Source organism: Citrobacter sp. Cpo040, assembly GCF_030332915.1.
Lineage (GTDB): Bacteria > Pseudomonadota > Gammaproteobacteria > Enterobacterales > Enterobacteriaceae > Citrobacter > Citrobacter portucalensis.
The window spans coordinates 1-242 of the sequence record NZ_JAOWGX010000018.1 but is presented as its reverse complement, the minus strand read 5'-3'; the positions used below and the strand labels follow the sequence as shown (position 1 = coordinate 242).

Annotated in this window: 1 rRNA gene; it reads left to right on the top strand. The window is 56.2% G+C overall.

Annotated features, from left to right (window positions below):
- Positions 1–82: ribosomal RNA gene (gene rrf / locus OGX86_RS22770) — 5S ribosomal RNA — on the top strand; the annotation flags it as partial.
- Positions 83–242: the final 160 nt, after the last annotated feature.

Sequence of the window (242 nt, the reverse complement as noted above, 5' to 3'; positions counted from 1 at the left end):
CCATGCCGAACTCAGAAGTGAAACGCCGTAGCGCCGATGGTAGTGTGGGGTCTCCCCATGCGAGAGTAGGGAACTGCCAGACATCAAATAAAACAAAAGGCTCAGTCGAAAGACTGAGCCTTTTGTTTTATCTGTTGTTTGTCGGTGAGCGCTCTCCTGAGGAGGACAAATCCGCCGGGAGCGGATTTGAACGTTGCGCAGCAACGGCCCGGAGGGTGGCGGGCAGGACGCCCGCCATAAAC